This is a genomic window from Alcanivorax sp. (genome assembly GCF_040118815.1).
Taxonomy (GTDB): domain Bacteria; phylum Pseudomonadota; class Gammaproteobacteria; order Pseudomonadales; family Alcanivoracaceae; genus Alcanivorax.
In genome coordinates this window covers 318,067-335,577 of sequence record NZ_JBEDTC010000006.1, presented here as the reverse complement: position 1 = coordinate 335,577, position 17,511 = coordinate 318,067, and the positions used below count along the sequence as shown (strand labels likewise).

The 17,511-nt window shown below is 56.6% G+C and carries 13 protein-coding genes; 1 reads left to right on the top strand and 12 read right to left on the bottom strand.

The window, feature by feature from the left end; all coding sequences use genetic code 11:
* Window positions 1-55: 55 nt before the first annotated feature.
* The 5 genes from sixA to ABNH18_RS05555 all read right to left on the bottom strand — a co-directional run bounded on the left by sixA (window position 56) and on the right by ABNH18_RS05555 (window position 6,201).
* Window positions 56-532, bottom strand: a complete 477-nt coding sequence (gene sixA / locus ABNH18_RS05575; protein WP_349381858.1) for a phosphohistidine phosphatase SixA — start codon at window positions 530-532, stop codon at window positions 56-58.
* Window positions 529-1,560 (bottom strand): NAD(P)H-dependent glycerol-3-phosphate dehydrogenase, encoded by a 1,032-nt coding sequence (locus tag ABNH18_RS05570; RefSeq protein ID WP_349381857.1) that lies wholly within the window; start codon window positions 1,558-1,560, stop codon window positions 529-531. Before ABNH18_RS05570 ends, sixA begins: the two co-directional genes overlap by 4 nt.
* A gap of 141 nt (window positions 1,561-1,701) precedes the next feature.
* Complete coding sequence (gene htpG, locus ABNH18_RS05565; RefSeq protein WP_349381856.1) at window positions 1,702-3,552, bottom strand: molecular chaperone HtpG; 1,851 nt, start codon at window positions 3,550-3,552, stop codon at window positions 1,702-1,704.
* 139 nt (window positions 3,553-3,691) lie between these two features.
* Window positions 3,692-4,594 (bottom strand): TIGR01777 family oxidoreductase, encoded by a 903-nt coding sequence (locus tag ABNH18_RS05560; RefSeq protein ID WP_349381855.1) that lies wholly within the window; start codon window positions 4,592-4,594, stop codon window positions 3,692-3,694.
* Window positions 4,591-6,201 carry a hypothetical protein gene (locus ABNH18_RS05555; RefSeq protein ID WP_349381854.1) on the bottom strand — a complete coding sequence of 537 codons (1,611 nt, stop codon included), beginning with the start codon at window positions 6,199-6,201 and terminating at the stop codon, window positions 4,591-4,593. Before ABNH18_RS05555 ends, ABNH18_RS05560 begins: the two co-directional genes overlap by 4 nt.
* A gap of 352 nt (window positions 6,202-6,553) precedes the next feature.
* Between ABNH18_RS05555 and ABNH18_RS05550 the strand changes: the two genes are divergently transcribed.
* Window positions 6,554-6,790, top strand: a complete 237-nt coding sequence (locus ABNH18_RS05550; RefSeq protein WP_349381853.1) for a PA3496 family putative envelope integrity protein — start codon at window positions 6,554-6,556, stop codon at window positions 6,788-6,790.
* 54 nt (window positions 6,791-6,844) lie between these two features.
* Here the strand turns inward: ABNH18_RS05550 and sucD are convergent, their stop codons facing one another.
* The 7 genes from sucD to sdhA form a co-directional block, all read right to left on the bottom strand.
* The gene (sucD, locus tag ABNH18_RS05545; protein ID WP_349381852.1) at window positions 6,845-7,720 is read right to left on the bottom strand and encodes a succinate--CoA ligase subunit alpha; all 876 of its coding nucleotides are present in this window, start codon (window positions 7,718-7,720) and stop codon (window positions 6,845-6,847) included.
* Window positions 7,717-8,886, bottom strand: coding sequence for an ADP-forming succinate--CoA ligase subunit beta (gene sucC, locus ABNH18_RS05540; protein WP_349381851.1), 1,170 nt, complete (start codon window positions 8,884-8,886; stop codon window positions 7,717-7,719). The genes sucD and sucC overlap by 4 nt, the downstream gene beginning before the upstream one ends.
* A gap of 72 nt (window positions 8,887-8,958) precedes the next feature.
* Window positions 8,959-10,398, bottom strand: a complete 1,440-nt coding sequence (gene lpdA / locus ABNH18_RS05535; RefSeq protein WP_349381850.1) for a dihydrolipoyl dehydrogenase — start codon at window positions 10,396-10,398, stop codon at window positions 8,959-8,961.
* Window positions 10,399-10,491: 93 nt separating this feature from the next.
* On the bottom strand, window positions 10,492-11,766 hold the full coding sequence (odhB, locus tag ABNH18_RS05530; protein WP_349381849.1) for a 2-oxoglutarate dehydrogenase complex dihydrolipoyllysine-residue succinyltransferase: 1,275 nt from the start codon (window positions 11,764-11,766) through the stop codon (window positions 10,492-10,494).
* Window positions 11,767-11,781: 15 nt separating this feature from the next.
* Window positions 11,782-14,616, bottom strand: a complete 2,835-nt coding sequence (locus ABNH18_RS05525; RefSeq protein WP_349381848.1) for a 2-oxoglutarate dehydrogenase E1 component — start codon at window positions 14,614-14,616, stop codon at window positions 11,782-11,784.
* 390 nt (window positions 14,617-15,006) lie between these two features.
* A complete protein-coding gene (locus tag ABNH18_RS05520) occupies window positions 15,007-15,723 on the bottom strand; it encodes a succinate dehydrogenase iron-sulfur subunit (RefSeq protein WP_349381847.1) in 717 nt (238 codons plus the stop codon).
* Between the two features lie 12 nt (window positions 15,724-15,735).
* A complete protein-coding gene (gene sdhA, locus ABNH18_RS05515; protein WP_349381846.1) occupies window positions 15,736-17,511 on the bottom strand; it encodes a succinate dehydrogenase flavoprotein subunit in 1,776 nt (591 codons plus the stop codon).

The following is a 17,511-nucleotide window of genomic DNA, read 5'->3' as shown; positions in this document are numbered from 1 at the left end:
AAGACCTGATCGGTGAACGGCGCAGAAATGGCTATCAAGGGTGGAAAATCGCCGATTAACGGCTTGTGAGCTCCTCACCTGGGCTGCATAACCACAGTAATTGCGCCCCATCGGCGGCGGTCACATCCACATCAAAACAGGCAACCGTTCCCACATTAAAGCCCACTCGTTCTGGCACCCCGATCCACTTGGCGGTCAACTGCGACACCAGCGGCATGTGGCTCACCAGCACCGTATTCGCCGCCGGCGGATTCGCAAGCAGCCAGTCAAACAGTGCCTGTGGGTGGCTATCTGGCGTCAGGTAGGGGCATTCCTGCCGTGACAAACCGCTATACACCTGGGCGATACAATCTGCGGTCTGTTGTGCGCGCAGGTACGGGCTCACGATCAGGCCACTGATCTGGACTCCTCGGCCCTGCAAGGACTGCCAATGCGACAGCAGTGACGCCCGCCCGGCTTCCGTTAAGGGCCGCAGTGCATCAGTGGCCGCCTGAGAGACCGCCTGGCCGTGGCGACTAAGATAAAGCTTCATGAGCTGAACGCACCCAGCTGGAATTCCACATCGTGCTTGTACTCACCACTCATCAGATTCTGGATGACCAATTCCAGAGGCTTGCCGTGATAGACCACCTTGTACAACGCAGTGGCCAGAGGCATATACACATCCAGTTCCGCTGCTTTGTCCGCCACCAGCTTGATGGTATTGATCCCTTCGGCGGTCTGGCCAAGATGCGCAATCGCCTCTTCAAGGCTCTTGCCTTCGCCGAGCTGGAAGCCCACCTGATAGTTACGTGACAGCGACGAAGTGCAGGTAGCAATCAAGTCCCCCACACCGGACAATCCCAGGAAGGTCATGGGGTTGGCGCCAAGCTCCACCGCAAAACGGCTCATCTCGGCCAGCGCACGGGTAATTAGAAAACTGCGACTGTTTTCACCGACACCAATGGCTGCGGCCATACCGGATGCCACCGCATAAATATTCTTAAGCGCCCCACCCAGCTCAACCCCATAAATATCCGGGTTGTCGTACACTCGAAAATAATCACAGCTCAGGGCGTCCTGCACAGTCTGCCGTAGCTGTTCATCGGGGCTGGCGATAACGGTGCCGGTGAATTTCTGTTCCACCACTTCCTTGGCCAAGTTGGGGCCACTGAGAACACCGATACGGGTATGCGGCCAATACTGATGCAGCAATTCACTCATCAGCAGGAAACCCTCCGCATAGATCCCCTTGGTGCAACTGATCACCAGAGTATCGTCCGGCACCCACTGGCGCGCCTGTTCCAGCACCTCAGCAAAAGCTTTACTGGGAATCGCCACAAAAACCATGGAGGCATGTGTTAAGGCTTCTTCCAGGCTATCAGTGGCCGTCACCCCTTCCGGCAATTCGGCACCAGGAAGGTAACGGCTGTTTTCGCGGTCGATATTGATCGCCGCTGCGGTTTCCGGATCGCGCACCCACAGGTTCACGCTGTGACCGTTGGCCGCAAGAATGCTGGCCATGGCAGTACCGAAACTACCACCGCCAAGAATCGCGGCATTATGTTTATTCTGCGTCATAGGAACGCCTTTTTTACGGCTTTCGGGCATCATAATTGAAGCCGTGGACAGTTGACAGTTAATCACTGGCCGCAAAGAAACACCCCCTCTTTCTTGAGATAAAAGAGGGGGTGTACAGGTTTTGTGATCAGTGGTCCGTCATCAACTACCGACTGACTTCACCAGCATCTCATGCATTCTGCGCGCTGTTGCCGCGGGATCTTTCGGCAACTGACCTTCCGCCAGCATAGCCTGATCCAGCAACAGTGCCGCCAGATCATCAAAGCGTTCACCGGCATCGATGCCACTCAGCTTGGCCAGCAGATCATGGCTCAGGTTTACCTCCAGTACCGGCTTGTTCTCCGGAACGGGCTGACCTGCGGCTTCCAGCATGCGACGCATCTGCGGGCCAAGTTGGTCTTCCGCCAGAACCAGACAGGCCGGGGAGTCCACCAAGCGCGTGGTCGCTCGCACAGCTTCCACGTGCTCACTCAGGCTACCTGAAAGGCGCTGAATCAGGGGATCATCATTGTTCGCCTGTTCATCATCACCCAGGTCCAGCTCACCACGGGCGGCGTTGACCAGCTTCACATCCTTATAGCTTTCCAGATAACCCACCATCCACTCATCGACCGGGTCGCTGAGCAACAGCACCTCAATCCCTTTCTTACGGAAGACTTCCAAGTGCGGGCTTTGCCGTGCGGCGGACGGGGTGTCCGCTAACAGGTAATAAATGCTGTCTTGCTCCGCCGGCTTGTTCTCCAGATATTGATCCAGGGAGGTGGCCACCGAATCCGGACTACTGCTGGTGGCAAAGCGCAGCAACGCGGCGATCGCCTGTTGGTTGTCACGGTCTTCCGCCACACCTTCCTTGATCACCTGGCCAAACTGGGCCCAGAACGTGGCGTACTGATCATCATCATTGCTGAGTTTCTTCAGCATCTGCAGTACACGCTTGGTCAGCGCGGCGCGAATTTTCTGCACCGGACCATAGTCCTGTAGCAACTCCCGGCTCACGTTCAAGGGCAGATCCGGTGCATCAATCACCCCCTTGATGAAGCGCAAATACTGGGGCAGAAACTGTTCTGCATCATCCATGATAAACACGCGCTGGACATACAACTTAAGGCCACGGTTGGCTTCGCGTTGGTACAGATCAAACGGTGCACGGGCCGGAATATAAAGCAGGCTCGTGTACTCCAGCTTGCCTTCCACCTTGTTATGACTCCAAGTCAGGGCGTCCTGGAAATCATGGCTGATGTGCTTGTAGAAATTCTGGTATTCCTCATCCGTGACTTCGCTGCGCGACCGCTGCCATAGCGCAGTGGCGGAATTCAGGGTTTCTTCCTTGGCCTCATCATCACCGTCCTGGGGCGTCACCAGCACAATCGGGAAAGCCACATGGTCAGAATACTGACCAATCACCTGGCGAATTTTAAAATCGTCAAGAAAATCACGGGCATCATCACGCAGATGCAGAATCACTGCAGTGCCTGATTCATCACGAACAATCGTCTCGACAGAAAACTCGCCCTTGCCATCACTTTCCCAGCGCACTCCGTTGGCCGCCTCTTCACCGGCCTTGCGGGTTTCCACGGTGACGGTATCAGCCACGATAAAGGCCGAATAGAACCCCACCCCGAACTGACCGATCAACTGGGCGTCTTTCTTCTGGTCGCCGCTGAGATTCGCGAGAAATTTTTCCGTGCCTGAGCGAGCGATGGTACCCAGGTTATCAATCACCTCCTCCTCGCTCATACCAATTCCGTTATCGGCAATAGTTAGCGTGCCGGCGTCCTTGTCTACGCTCAGAGTGATTTTCGGCTCATCGCCCTGCTCCAACAGTGCTGGATTATCCAGTGCCTGAAAGCGTCGCTTGTCGCACGCATCGGAGGCATTGGAGATCAGCTCACGCAAAAAGATTTCACGATTGCTGTAGAGGGAGTGAATCATCAAGTGCAGAAGACGGGATACTTCTGCCTGAAACCCATGGGTCTGTTTTTCTGCTGACACGGTTAACTCCTGAACCTGCGGGTAATGTTGAGGAACAGATGTGGGCAAAACGGGGTTTTTCAAGGGGGATGCTCAGGCTCTCTGCTCGGAGATCGCCCATAGGGCTGTGTAGATAACCCGCGAGCCTGCCTGGCTCAGATCAACGCTTGGTCAAATGAGACAAGGCGGAATCAAGATCCGGGAAACGGAAAATGAACCCCTGCTGCTCCAGACGCCGGGGATAAACCCGTTGCCCGCCAATCAACATAGTCGATTGCTCGCCCAGGCCCACCTTCAATGCCGAAGATGGCACACGCAGCAGCGCTGGACGTTTCACTTTCCGAGCCAGGCTATGGTGAAACTCGCGCTGGGTTACCGGAGCCGGCGCACAGGCGTTGAATACACCATCCACTCCGGGGGTTTCCAGAGCACGGACCAGCACCGCCACCATGTCATCAATATGAATCCAGCTTAGCCACTGGTTGCCGTCACCCAGCATGGCACCAAGCCCCAACCGGTACACTGGTAACAACTTACTCAACATGCCGCCATCGTTACCCAGCACGATACCGGTGCGCACCAGGCATAACCGTACCCCCTGCCGCGATACCGGCCGGGCGGCCTGCTCCCAGGCATCGCAGAGTAAATAACCGAAATCACGCTTGCGTGCCGGACTTTCTTCCGACAATTCAGCGTTATCAGCGTTGCCATAAAAACCCACTGCAGAGCCTGAAACCAGTACGGCCGGTTTACGGTCCATCCGGGACACCAAGCTCACCAGCGCTTCGGTGATCCCAACCCGTGACGCAAACAGGGTTTTCTTTCGCCGCTCAGTCCAGCGGCCAGCAAACAGGCTTTCGCCGGCCAGATTCACGATCCCATCAACAGCCGCATCACTCTCGATATCGTCCAGTGAAGTGATCAGGCGCGCCCCCTCCGGCAGCACGCGGGCCGCTTTTCGGGGTTTGCGAGTAAGGACGGTCAGCTCGTGGCCATGGGCTGCCAATCGCCGGCAAAGATGCTGGCCAATGAACCCACTGCCACCGGTTATCAGTACCTTCAACGGGCAGCCTCAATATGTCGAATACTATCGATATCGTAAAAGTACTCCATACTGCCCGCGCCCAAGGGCACACTCAAGGTCAGGTGATCGTCGGCAACAGCCTGCAAAATACCGGTGCGCCGGGGACCTTCGTTAGCGTCAATGGTCACATTTTGTCCTATCAGAGCCTTCAGTTCGCTGTTCGCGGCTGAGGTTTGTTCGGTGGGCGCCTCCTCCACGCTATTGCGCGAACTGGACGCCGCTTCCGCCGGCTCAACCGTGGCCGGCGGCTCACCGTCAAGCTCCGTGAGCAATACTTTCTGACCGGAAGACAGAGTCAAGGACATCAATTCGTCGGCCCCCACGCTGCGCTCCACATTGCCACTGCCCACGTTCATCACCAGCCACAGGCGATCGCCGTTCACCTTGCGCAACACACCCTCCAGGGTGCGACCACTCATGGTTTCCAGCACTACCGACTGATTCTCATACGCCACCAGTTCCGGGAACGTCTGCGTAACCGGTTCCGGCGTACCCGATTCTGCCTCAGCCGGTTTCTCGAAACTCGGCGTCTCCAGCTCTACGCCCCCTTCCTTTGCGGTGGTGGTCACCCGGGTTTCCATGGAACCGGCAACCACTGCCCAGCCCACGTCACTCTTCTCCAGGCGCACCGTACGCTCCTGCACGGCGCCATTGCTCAATGCCACCACAGCCATTACCTGACCGCTGTTTTCCGAGCGGCGCAGGGTCACATGCCGAGCCTGAACCTTACGCACAGCGCCTTCCGGAAACTGGGTTTGCAGAAACTCTTCCGTCACATGGGCCAAGGTATCTTCGTGATCAAAATACAGATCAACCTGACCGTTACGGTAACGCAGGTGGTTGGTATGAGCGGTAAAGTCCCCGGCAAGATAGCTTTTGAAGCTATCTGGCATGACCAGCGTCAGGGAACCCGAAAGCTGCCCCGTGTCCAGCGGCGCCAGCGCCAGCTCCATGCGATAACCACCTTCGAAAATTCGCGTCTCCGGATAATCCTGGTTCTCCGGTTTCCAGGACAGATGGACCACAGGTCCATCCTCATCGGAGGGTCCCACAATCAACGTCCGGCGTTCGGTGATGTCTTCCGGGTTCCAGCCCAGTAGAACACGCACTTCCAGGTCGGCCAGAAACCCTTCGCCCTGGCTCAGGGTTAACACCCCGTCAATCAAGGCAACACGGTCGTACCGGAATGCCTCGCCATGCAAACGCCCGGTCAGGCGTTTTCCTTGCCCCGCCACGACCAGCAGAGCTGACTCTTCCGAGGAAACAAACGCCGTGCTGCTGGCTTTTTTCTCGCCACGCAGAACCTGACCACTCTGGCTGGATACCGGCTGCACGGACACATCCCCCGCCAGGCTGCCACCAGTAATCACGAACAGACCCATTCCTACCGCCGTGGTCAACACGGCCGCAACACGGCCCAGCGCCCACCAACGATAATATTCCCAGTGGCTTTGCACCTGTCCCAGGCTAACCAGTGGCACCAGGAAAAAAAGCGAGCTGTGGCCCCGGCTACCGGCTTCATGCATCAGCCCCAGCGTGGTGATAATGAGCGCGCTTACCCCAACAATGATCAGCAGTTCTGCCATATTCTTATTCTCTCCACGGGTCGTCGCCCTACCAATAACTGGCGAACATCCCCCACTTTACAAAGCCTTTTGCAGGCATTCCAGCACTTAAGTTACTGATTTTTCTATTAGAGTGAAGGGCATGATATGCATCACATTTAGCCTTCCCGGACCGCCCGCTGCAAGCGGTTATTCGTCAACATCCGGACCTTCCGCCCGGACGTTCAACGCCGCTCATCATTGAAAAGGAAAAAAAACTTGTCAGGCTGAAAACCAGAGGATATACAGGCGCTGAGGACATGAGGAAACCGGGGGTCCGGACCTGATTGGCCCATGTAACAGGTTGTTTGAGGAGGTCAGAAAGGAGGCCACCATGAGTAACCATCGTAATGAGCAAGACCTTGATTCGGAAGATCTGCTGATGAACGAAGATTTCGATATCCTGGATGACAGTGTGGATGAGGAAGAGCAGGAAGAGCGTAGTGCTCGTAGCCGCTCTTTCAATATGGACATGCGCCATCGCATCGAAGATCGGCTGGAAGAGCGCCGCCTGAACAAGGAACTCAATGAATACGAGTCCTTTGAGCTGGACGACGATCTACTCCACTAAGCCCACAAAAAAGGCCGGCATTTGCCGGCCTTTTTTGTGTTGCTAACGGCGGGGTTACCAGCCGGTCGCTTCTTTCACAGCCTTGCCGATTTCTGCCGGGTTGCGCACGGTTTTCACTCCCGCCGCTTCCAGAACAGCAAATTTCTCGTCAGCCGTCCCTTTACCACCGGCAATGATGGCGCCAGCGTGGCCCATGCGCTTGCCTGCAGGAGCGGTAACGCCGGCGATGTAGCTTACCACCGGTTTGGTAACGTGCTCCTTGATATAGGCCGCCGCTTCATCTTCCGCAGTACCGCCAATCTCACCCACCATCACGATGGCTTCGGTTTGCGGGTCGTTCTGGAATAACTCCAGCGCGTCAATGAATGTCATGCCCGGAATCGGGTCTCCGCCAATACCAATACAGGAGGACTGACCAAAACCCAACTTGGTGGTTTGGTTAACCGCTTCATAGGTCAACGTACCGGAACGGGACACAATGCCTACCTTGCCTGGCTTGTGAATATGGCCCGGCATGATGCCGATCTTGCACTCACCAGGAGTAATTACCCCAGGGCAGTTCGGACCGACCAGGCGAACGCCGTCCATGCGTGAGATATACTCTTTCACGAAAAGCATATCCAGAGCCGGAACCCCTTCGGTGATGCAGACGATCAGCTCGATGCCAGCGTCCGCAGCTTCCAGAATAGAGTCTTTGCAGAACGGAGCGGGCACATAAATCACGCTGGCAGTGGCGCCAGTCTCAGCCACAGCTTCTGCCACGGTGTTGAATACCGGCAGGCCCAGATGAGTCTGGCCGCCTTTACCCGGGGTGACACCACCCACCATCTGAGTGCCATATTCAATGGCCTGTTCCGAGTGGAGTGTGCCCTGGCTACCAGTGAAACCCTGGCAGATAACCTTGGTGTTCTTGTCGATCAATACGCTCATGCGGCACCTCCCACTGCTTTCACTACCTGCTCGGCAGCATCATCAAAACTTTGTGCGGCAATGATGTTCATGCCGCTTTCTGCCAGCTTCTGGGAACCCAGCTCCGCATTGTTGCCTTCCAGGCGAACCACAACCGGGACGGTAACGCCCACTTCTTCCACGGCACCGATAATGCCTTCGGCAATCAGGTCGCAGCGGACGATACCGCCAAAGATGTTCACCAGAACACCCTTAACCTGATCATCGGAAAGGATGATCTTAAAGGCTTCGGTAACACGCTCTTTGGTGGCACCGCCGCCCACGTCCAGGAAGTTGGCCGGCGCACCGCCTTTCAACTTCACCAGGTCCATGGTGCCCATGGCCAGGCCTGCGCCGTTGACCATGCAACCAATGTTGCCGTCCAGGGCAACGTAGTTCAGATCCCATTCAGCCGCACGACGCTCGCGCTCGTCTTCCTGGCTGGGATCGTCCAGTGCTTTGATGTCCGGATGGCGATACAGCGCAGAGCCATCCACGTTGATCTTGGCGTCCAGGCAGTGCAGATCACCGGCATCGGTAATCACCAGCGGGTTCACTTCGATCAGCGCCAGGTCCTTGTCGATAAACAGCTTGGCCAGACCCACAAAGATCTTGGCAAACTGGTTAACCTGCTTCCCTTCCAGACCCAGCTGGAATGCAATCTCACGGGCTTGGTAGGGCTGTGCGCCCACTAGCGGATCGATTTCTGCCTTGAGGATTTTCTCCGGGGTTTCTTCTGCCACCGTTTCGATGTCCACGCCACCTTCGGTGGAGGCCATGAAGACAACACGGCGGCTGGCACGGTCCAGTACCGCACTGAGATACAGCTCTTTGGCAATGTCGGTGCAGGTTTCCACCAGAATTTTTGATACCGGCTGACCGTGTTCATCGGTCTGGAAGGTCACCAGGTTCTTACCCAGCCATTGCTTGGCAAACGCTGCCGCCTCTTCCGGGGTCTCTACCAGCTTCACACCACCGGCCTTACCACGGCCACCGGCGTGTACCTGGGCCTTCACAACCCACTTGTCACCACCGATCTCTTTCGCCTTCGCTGCGACCTCTTCCGGGGTATCGCAGGCAAAGCCGGGGGAGACAGGCAACCCATAATCAGCAAAAAGCTGTTTTGACTGATACTCATGGAGATTCATGCCAATACTTCCATCATCAATGAATTAGTGGCGCCCTGTGCAGACGCCGTTATCGCTACCGTTCATATGCCGCTATTTCTTGCGACGACGCTGCGCCACATGGATTGCTTTAAAGTCCGTGGCCAAGGCTGCTTCATGAACGGTTTCTGACAGGCTTGGGTGACCAAACACCATCAGCTGCAAATCTTCTACAGTAGCCCCAAACTCCATGGCTATAACGCCTTGCTGAATCAGCTCGGACGCCTGCGGACCTACCACGTGCATGCCCAGAATGCGGTCGGTCTTTTCGTCGGCCACAAACTTCACCATGCCACCGGTTTCCCCGGCAGCCATGGCCCGCCCGTTGGCGGCAAATGGGACGGCACCGGTCTTGTAGGCATCACCGGAATCCTTTGCTTCTTCTTCGGTCTTGCCAACCCACGCCACTTCCGGGTGGGTATAAATCACCCCGGGAACGGTGTCGTAGTTCAGCTGGGTGCTTTCACCCATGATCACTTCCGCCACCATGACGCCTTCTTCGATGGCCTTGTGGGCCAGCGCCGGGCCACGCACCAGATCACCGATGGCATAAACGCCGGGCACATCGGTACGGCACTGGCTGTCCACGTAGATATAATTACGTTCATCCAGGGTGACACCAGCATCCTGGCTAAGCAGGCCTTCGGTGTAAGGGCGACGGCCCACCGCCACAATCAGGCGGTCAAAGGTTTCTTCTTGCTCGCCATCCTTGTCGGTGAAGCTGACCACGACCTGATCCTTTTTCACTTCAGAACCGGTCACGCGGGCGCCCAGACGAATATCCAGGCCCTGCTTGGTAAACTGTTTCTGGGCATCCTTGGCAATCTGCTTGTCCACCGCAGGCAGGAAATCATCCACCGCTTCCAGCACCACAACCTCACTGCCCAACCGGCCCCAGACACTGCCCAATTCCAGGCCGATAACACCGGCACCGATCACACCAAGACGCTTGGGCACCTTGTCAAAATCCAGTGCCCCGGTGGAGTCCACAATCACTTTCTGGTCAACGGAAGCCACCGGGATATCCACTGGCACAGAGCCCGCAGCCAGAATCACGTGCTCGGCCTGCAAGGTCTGTGTGTCGCCATCCAGAGGCTGGAACTCCACCTGCTTGCCGCTTTTCAATTGGCCCGTGCCCTGCAACCAGGTCACTTTGTTGGCCTTGAATAACTGGGCAATACCACCGGTCAAATTCTTGACGATGGTGTCCTTGCGCTTAAGCATGGTCTCAAGATCCAGGTCTGCACCTTTGACCTTGATGCCATGATCCGCCAAAGCTGATTCGGTTTCGTGGTACTTCCAGGAGGAATCCAGCAAAGCCTTGGACGGAATACAGCCCACATTCAGGCAGGTACCACCCAGTGCAGGCTCATCCTGTTTGTTAATGCGCTTTTCGATACAAGCCGTGTTCAAACCCAGCTGCGCGCACCGGATGGCAGCCACATAGCCACCGGGACCACCACCAATGATGATGACGTCGTAGTTGTCACTCATGCTCTATTCCTTCTATCGCTGGCACGCGTCACGCAACACGCTGGCACGCCATATTCGCGTGGGCGTGCCAGCATGAACCGTGCAGGCGTACATTCAGATATCCAGCAGCAGGCGCGCCGGGTCCTCGATAAAGTTCTTTACTGCGACCAGGAACTGCACCGCTTCCTTGCCATCGATGAGACGATGGTCATAGGACAGGGCCAGATACATCATCGGCAGGATTTCCACTTTGCCGTCCACCGCCATGGGGCGTTCCTGGATTTTGTGCATACCCAGAATGGCCGTTTGCGGCGGGTTTAGAATCGGAGTGGAAATCAGCGAGCCAAACACCCCGCCGTTGGAAATAGTGAAGGTGCCGCCAGTCATCTCTTCGATGGAGAGCTTGCCCTTCTGAGCTTTCTGACCGTACTCAATGATCTGCGATTCCACTTCCGCCAAACCCTTCTGGTCGGCATCGCGCAGTACCGGTACAACCAGGCCCCGCTCGGTGGAAACAGCCACACCCACGTCGTAGTAACCGTGGTACACGATGTCTTCACCATCGATGGAGGCGTTCACCGCCGGGAAGCGTTTCAGTGCTTCCACACAGGCACGGGTGAAGAAGCCCATGAAACCGAGACGCACGTTATGGGCTTTCTCGAATTCCGGCTGGTAATGCTTGCGCATATCCATGATCGGTTTCATGTTGACCTCGTTGAAGGTGGTCAACATGGCGGAGTCCTGCTGCGCAGACACCAGACGCTCAGCGATGCGTTTACGCAGGCGTGTCATCGGCACACGGCGCTCTTCGCGCTCACCCGGTGCGCCAGGCACGTCCAAGGTGGCCGGCTGCTGGGGAGCAGGCTGGTTCGCGCGCTTCTCTGCCTTGTCCGAAATCACTTTCTCCACATCACCCTTGGTAATGCGGCCGCCGCGGCCGGAGCCCTTTACCTGATCTGCGGCGATGCCATGCTCGCTCATCAGTTTGCGGGCTGCAGGCCCTGCCTGATCACCGGCACTGTCATCGTCATCTGCAGGCTCAGACTTCGCATCCGCTTTTTCTTCCTGCTTGTCGTCCTTCTTATCCGCAGAGTCGTCATCGCTCTCTGCTTTTTCCGGCTTGTCATCGCTCTTGCCGGCACTACCGCTGGCCCCTTCGTCGAAGGTACCCAATACTTGCTGGCTCTCTACGGTTTCACCTTCAGCCGCCATGATCTTGCTGATCACGCCATCGGCCGGTGCCACCACTTCAAGCACAACCTTGTCGGTTTCAATATCGACCAGCAGCTCATCACGCTTCACCGCTTCACCTTCCTGCTTGTGCCAGGTGGCTACGGTGCCGTCTGCTACTGATTCCGGGAACTGCGGGGCTTTGATATCAGTCGCCATGCCTAATCCTTACTGTTACTTAATCTCGAAGGCGTCCTGAACCAGACGCTGCTGTTGTTCCACGTGCAGTGACATTGAACCTGCCGCCGGGGCGGCCGCCATATCGCGGCCAGCGTAATGCACAGGCCCCACGCCAGCTTTTTGTGCTACACGGTACATATGATGCTGAGAGCAATACCAGGCACCCTGGTTCATCGGTTCTTCCTGACACCAGACCAGATGCTTCAGGTTCGGATAACTCTCCAGGATTTCCTGCAAGCGCTGCTCCGGGAACGGATACAACTGTTCGATCCGTACCAGTGCTGTATCGCTCAGGTCATCGCTATCGCGCTTTTCCAGCAGATCGTAGTAGACCTTGCCGGAGCACATGACCACGCGGTTGACCTTCTTGCGATCCAGGTCAGCCAGGTCATCCAACACCGAATGGAACGTCCCATGGGCCAGATCTTCCAGTGCCGATGTGGCCTTCTTGTGGCGCAACAGGCTCTTCGGGCTCATCACCACCAGCGGCTTGCGCAGTGGCCGAACCGCCTGACGGCGCAGCAGGTGATAAATCTGGCCAGGGGTGCTCGGCACACAGACTTGCATATTGTGCTCAGCGCACAGCTGCAGGAAGCGCTCCAGGCGTGCAGAGGAATGCTCCGGACCCTGCCCTTCGTAACCATGGGGCAACAGCATGGTCAAACCACACAAACGACCCCACTTCGCTTCGCCGGAGGAAATGAACTGGTCAATCACCACCTGAGCACCGTTGGCGAAATCGCCAAACTGGGCTTCCCAGATCACCAGGGATTTAGGCGTGGTGGTGGCGTAACCGTATTCATAGCCCACCACGGCTTCCTCGGAAAGCAGTGAATCGTAGATATCGAAGCGCGGTTGATCCTCGTACAGGTGCTGAAGCGGTACATACTGCTCACCATCTTTCTGGTTGTGCAGCACCGCATGGCGGTGTGAGAACGTGCCACGGCCGCTATCCTGACCGGTAAGCCGAATGGCGAAGCCCTGATCGATCAAGGTCGCGTAGGCCATGGTTTCGCCGTAACCCCAGTTCAGGGGTAACGCACCAGCGGTCATTTTGCGGCGGTCTTCCAGGATCTTCTTCACCTGACGCTGGACAACAAAACCTTCCGGTGGCGTTTCCAGGCGGGTGGCCAAGTCCTGCAGTTTTTTCAGCGGGTACGACGTATCCCAGTCGTCCTGCACCTGATGCCCGATGTAAGGAGACCAATCCACGAACAGGGCCTTGTTAGGCTCACGCACCAGCGATTTCACCACATGGTTACCGGCGTCCAGCATGTCGCGGTAATCATCGGCGGTTTTCTGGGCTTCCTGTTCACTGACCACTTTCTCGTTGATCAGCTGCTCGGCGTACAGGGTGCGAGTGGTCGGGTGGCTTTTGATCTTCTTGTACATCATCGGCTGGGTCGAGGACGGCTCGTCCGCCTCGTTATGCCCCGAGCGGCGATAACAGAAAAGATCGATCACCACGTCTTTCTTGAACTGCATGCGGTAATCCACCGCAAGCTGAGTGACGAAATACACCGCTTCCGGGTCATCCGCATTCACATGAAAGATCGGCGCCTGCACCATTTTTGCCACATCGGTGCAGTACTCTGTGGAGCGGGCATCATCACGTCGACTGGTGGTAAAGCCCACCTGGTTGTTGATGATGACATGCAGGGTACCACCGGTATGGAAACCCCGGGTCTGGGACATCTGAAATGTCTCCATGACCACGCCCTGCCCGGCAAAGGCCGCATCGCCGTGCAATATGATCGGAACGACCTGCTCGCCGCCTTGGTCATCGCGACGATCCTGACGGGCACGTACAGACCCTTCCACCACCGGAGAAACAATCTCCAGGTGTGATGGGTTGAAGGCCATGGCCAGATGCACTTCACCGCCAGACGTCTGTACGTTGGACGAGAAGCCCTGGTGATACTTCACATCACCGGAGCCACTTTCGTTGAAGCTCTTGCCATCGAATTCTTCGAACAAATCTTTCGGGCTTTTACCCAGAGTGTTGACCAGCACATTCAAACGGCCCCGGTGGGCCATGCCGATCACCAGCTCCTTGGCACCATAGCTGCCAACCCGCTGGATAATTTCGTCCATCAACGGAATCAGCGATTCGCCGCCTTCCAGGCCGAAACGTTTGGTGCCCGGGTACTTGCTGCCCAAATATTTTTCCAGGCCTTCGGCAGCGGACAAGCGCTCAAGAATATGTTTCTTGGTGTCCGTCCCGTATTCCGGATGGCAACGCACGCCTTCCATGCGCTGTTGTAACCAGCGCTTTTCCGCGGTGTTAACCATGTGCATGTACTCGGCACCCACACTGGAACAGTAGGTACTGGTCAGACAGTCAACAATATCGCGCAGAGAGGTTTCGGGTTTACCAATAAACAGGTTACCCGTTTGGAATACGGTATCCAGATCAGCCGTGCTGAGACCGTGATGCGCCAGCTCAAGGTCCGGAACGGCTTCGCGTTCCATGATGCCCAGCGGATCCAGCTTGGCCACCTGGTGACCCCGGTTTCGGTAGGCCGCAATCAAATGCAGCACACGGACCTGACGACGCTCATGTTCCGTGCTGACGGCACCGGCACCAAACTTCTGCACACGCGAACGATTCTTCGCTTGCAGCAGGAAGTACTCACGCACGGCGGCGTGTGGCACGTCGGATTCGACGGCGGCATCAACACTGGGGAGTTTTTCGAAATAAACGCGCCAGTCTTCCGGCACGGAATTAGGATCGGTCAGGTAGGATTCGTACAGTTCATCGACATAGGCAGCGTTGGCTCCCCCGATATGGGAGGACTGCCATTGCCGCTGCATGGAACTGTCTTGCATGTTAGCTCGTTCCTTCGGCGGGAAGTTGTCACACTCTGTGGTATGAGTAACTGCGACCACAGGGGGGCGACCCTGTTCCCGTACGCTCGTATTTTCGGAACAACGCCTTTTAAGCCCTGTTCCACCCATGAGATGCAACCTGCTATCTCGCCCATACCGGGTCGGGTCTGGGTAGAAGCTTGCTACCTCTCGTCGAGGGATTACCTCGAACTGCTATCTAGTGTAGCCCTTTTAATTCGGTTTTGTTAGGCACCGAATTTATAAAGTAACTTATGACTCTTTCTGAATGTTTCTGCCATTGGCAAAACGTCGAATAGACAGCACAAAGCGGCATTTTCGACTTTCCATATACAAAAAAGGCGACCATCAGGCCGCCTTTTTTGTTTCGGGTCAGATGCCCCGCTCCAACAGCATGGAACGGATATGGCCGATGGCCCGGGTCGGGTTCAACCCTTTCGGGCAAACGCTAACGCAGTTCATGATGCCGTGGCAACGGAACAGGCTGAAGGGGTCATCCAGTTTGGACAAACGCTCTTCGGTCACTGTGTCGCGGCTGTCCGCCAGGAAGCGGTAGCTCTGCAACAGGGCTGCCGGACCCAGGAACTTGTCCGGGTTCCACCAAAAACTCGGGCAGCTGGTTGAACAACAGGCACAGAGAATACACTCGTACAGGCCATCCAGCTTTTCACGCTCTTCCGGGCTCTGCAGGCGCTCGATGGCCGGAGCCGGCGAGCTGTTCTGCAGGTACGGCTGCACTTTTTCGTACTGGTTGTAGAACATACCCATGTCTACCACCAGATCACGAATCACCGGCAGGCCCGGCAAAGGACGCAGAACCAGCGGCTTTTTGCCGTCCAATACACCCGGGGCCACCTGAGACAACGGGGTAATACACGCCAGACCATTCTTACCATTGATGTTCATGCCATCGGAGCCACACACCCCTTCACGGCAGGAACGACGGTAGGACATGGACTCATCCTGCTCTTTCACCAAAGCGAGAATGTCGAGCACCATGAGGTCTTTACCCTGGGTATCGACCTCATACTCCTTCATGCTCGGCTCGCGATCCGTTTCCGGATTGTAGCGATAGATACTGACTTTCATCGTTAACTCCCCTTAGTAGGTGCGCGCCTTGGGCTGGAAAGTGTCAACGGTCTTCGGCTTGAAGTTCACGTCACGCTTGCCCAGCTTCTTGGCTTTGGGGTCGAAGATGGAGTGGCACAGCCAGTTCTCATCGTCACGATCCGGGTAATCGTAGCGGGAATGCGCACCACGACTCTCGGTACGGCCCTCGGCCGCGATGGCGGTGGCTTCCGCCACTTCCAGCAAGTTATCCAGCTCCAGCGCTTCAATCCGCGCGGTGTTGAACGGCATGCTCTTGTCATCCAGGTGCGCCTTGGCAATCCGCTCGCGCAGGTCTGCCAGTTTAGCGACACCCTCTTCCATCAGGTCACCCTTACGGAACACACCGAAGTGATTCTGCATCACACTCTGCAGCTCTTTACGCAGCGCGGAGACAGACTCACCACCACTGGACTGATCCCAGCGACGAACGCGGGCCAAAGCCGCTTCAACATCAGAATCTGCAGGCTCGTACTGGGTCATACCCTGACGGAGCGCATCTTCGATATAGAGGCCGGCCGCGCGGCCGAAGACCACCAGATCCAGCAGTGAGTTACCACCCAGACGGTTTGCACCGTGGACGGATACGCAAGCCACTTCACCAACGGCGAACAGGCCATTTACAAACTGCTCTTCACCTTCGTGACCCTGGGACAATTTAATCGCCTGGCCATGAACGTTGGTGGGGATGCCACCCATCATGTAATGACAGGTAGGCACAACCGGGATCGGCTCTTTAACCGGATCGGTCTGGGCAAAGGTAATCGCCAGCTCACAGATGCCCGGCAGGCGGCTGTGCAGCACTTCTTCACCCAAGTGATCCAATTTCAGGAACACGTGATCGCCTTCAGGACCCGCGCCACGGCCATCGAGGATTTCCATCATCATGGAGCGGGCTACCACATCGCGGGATGCCAGATCTTTGGCATTCGGCGCATAGCGCTCCATGAAGCGTTCGCCATCCTTATTGATCAGATAGCCGCCCTCACCACGACACCCTTCAGTCACCAGGGTACCCGCACCAGCAATACCGGTGGGGTGGAACTGCCACATCTCAATGTCCTGCACCGGCACACCGGCACGCAGCGCCATGCCAACACCATCACCGGTATTGATCAACGCATTGGTTGTGGAAGCGTAAATACGACCGGAACCACCAGTGGCAAACACGGTTGCCTTGGCCTTGAAGAACACGGTCTCACCGGACTCGATGTCGATGGCGATTACACCACAAACATTGTCATCCGCGTCTTTTACCAGCTCAGCGGCATACCACTCATTGTAGAACTGGGTGCCGTTCTTCAGGTTCTGCTGGTACAGCGTGTGCAGCAGCGCGTGGCCGGTACGGTCAGCCGCCGCACAGGTACGGGCAGCCTGACCACCTTCACCGAAGTTCTTGGACTGGCCACCGAACGGACGCTGATAAATACGGCCTTCTTCGGTACGGGAGAACGGCAGGCCCATGTGGTCCAGCTCGTACACCGCTTCCGGGCCCACATTACACATGTACTCAATCGCGTCCTGGTCACCGATGTAATCGGAGCCTTTCACGGTGTCGTACATGTGCCAGCGCCAATCATCGTTAGGATCGGATGAGGCGATTGCACAGGTGATACCGCCCTGGGCGGACACGGTGTGCGAACGGGTCGGGAAGACTTTGGAAATCAGCGCAGTCTTGAAACCAGACTGGGCCATTTGCAGTGAGGCGCGCATACCGGCACCACCACCACCTACGACGATAGCGTCAAACGTAATAGTGCGAATGGACAT

Coding starts and splice junctions, on each gene's coding strand:
- sucC (WP_349381851.1), bottom strand. CDS start 8,886: ATGAATCTCCATGAGTATCAGTCAAAACAGCTTTTTGCTGATTATGGG.
- ABNH18_RS05525 (WP_349381848.1), bottom strand. CDS start 14,616: ATGCAAGACAGTTCCATGCAGCGGCAATGGCAGTCCTCCCATATCGGG.
- ABNH18_RS05555 (WP_349381854.1), bottom strand. CDS start 6,201: ATGGCAGAACTGCTGATCATTGTTGGGGTAAGCGCGCTCATTATCACC.
- sucD (WP_349381852.1), bottom strand. CDS start 7,720: ATGAGCGTATTGATCGACAAGAACACCAAGGTTATCTGCCAGGGTTTC.
- sdhA (WP_349381846.1), bottom strand. CDS start 17,511: ATGTCCATTCGCACTATTACGTTTGACGCTATCGTCGTAGGTGGTGGT.
- ABNH18_RS05550 (WP_349381853.1), top strand. CDS start 6,554: ATGAGTAACCATCGTAATGAGCAAGACCTTGATTCGGAAGATCTGCTG.
- ABNH18_RS05570 (WP_349381857.1), bottom strand. CDS start 1,560: ATGACGCAGAATAAACATAATGCCGCGATTCTTGGCGGTGGTAGTTTC.
- odhB (WP_349381849.1), bottom strand. CDS start 11,766: ATGGCGACTGATATCAAAGCCCCGCAGTTCCCGGAATCAGTAGCAGAC.
- lpdA (WP_349381850.1), bottom strand. CDS start 10,398: ATGAGTGACAACTACGACGTCATCATCATTGGTGGTGGTCCCGGTGGC.
- sixA (WP_349381858.1), bottom strand. CDS start 532: ATGAAGCTTTATCTTAGTCGCCACGGCCAGGCGGTCTCTCAGGCGGCC.
- ABNH18_RS05520 (WP_349381847.1), bottom strand. CDS start 15,723: ATGAAAGTCAGTATCTATCGCTACAATCCGGAAACGGATCGCGAGCCG.